This window comes from Oleiphilus sp. HI0066, assembly GCF_001635725.1.
In genome coordinates, this window is record NZ_LWFH01000211.1 from 1 (window position 1) to 886 (window position 886).

Annotated in this window: 2 protein-coding genes; one reads left to right on the forward strand and one right to left on the reverse strand. The window is 43.6% G+C overall.

What is annotated here, in order from left to right; all coding sequences use genetic code 11:
* The first annotated feature begins 10 nt into the window (after positions 1–10).
* Positions 11–160 carry an AzlD domain-containing protein gene (locus tag A3738_RS32505; protein ID WP_082889949.1) on the forward strand — a complete coding sequence of 50 codons (150 nt, stop codon included), beginning with the start codon at positions 11–13 and terminating at the stop codon, positions 158–160.
* Between the two features lie 51 nt (positions 161–211).
* Here the strand turns inward: A3738_RS32505 and A3738_RS03275 are convergent.
* Positions 212–886, reverse strand: a 675-nt coding sequence (locus A3738_RS03275) for a glycosyltransferase family 2 protein (RefSeq protein WP_068763355.1), incomplete at its 5' end; no start/stop codon positions are given.

Genomic DNA, 886 nt, shown 5'->3' on the forward strand with positions numbered 1-886 from the left:
TGTCGAATGGTTGTCTGGCAATCACGGACTACCTGAGATCATTAGTTTGAGCCTTGTAATCGTTGCCCACTTGCTATTTAAAAATGCCTTAATCAGTATTTTTAGCGGCACGGCACTTTACATGCTTTGGGTGCAAGGCGTATTAGCCAGCCTGATATAAGAGCCAGTACAACCCAATCAATTCCGACTCAAAAAGAGTACCCCAAGATTGCTACGAAGAATGTTTGTCAGCGTAAGACTTCATATACTTATAAAACACGCCATTCGCATTCGACCACGAAATAGCTAAACCACGCCACCCTGCGAGAAACCCACCTTTTACGACAAAGCTCTCGAAAAATCGCCACATAGCTTTTAAGAAAATAATAGAAGGCGGGTAGCTTTTCCCACTTTGTCGATTAATTTCTGTATATCGATCAACCTTCACTAAAAACTGCCCGAGATGCTGAACTGCGTTATGCTCAATCGGGTAAGGGATTTTTTTAACGTAGCTACCCTCATGAATTGCCACACTTTCATGTACGTCATTGTCGTTAAAATTATGCGCTTCGCGATTAAACAAACGCACTAACCAGTCGCCGCCCCAGCCTGCATACTTAACATACTTACCCATTAAAAAGTTTTTACGTAACACTTTAATCGCCATCGTCGGATCTTGATTAGGAAGCCAGTCTTCTAAGTACGCTCCCAGCTCTGGCGTGATCATTTCATCGGCATCAAGCGATAACACCCAATCATTCGTCGCACAAGCGACAGCAGCTTGCTTGGTCTTTCCAAAGCCTTGAAACTGCCCTTCAAATACCTGCACATTTTGATATTCAGCCGCAATATTTAAGGTCGCATCACTTGAGCCATTGTCGTACAGCACAACTTCTGAAAAAGCGCG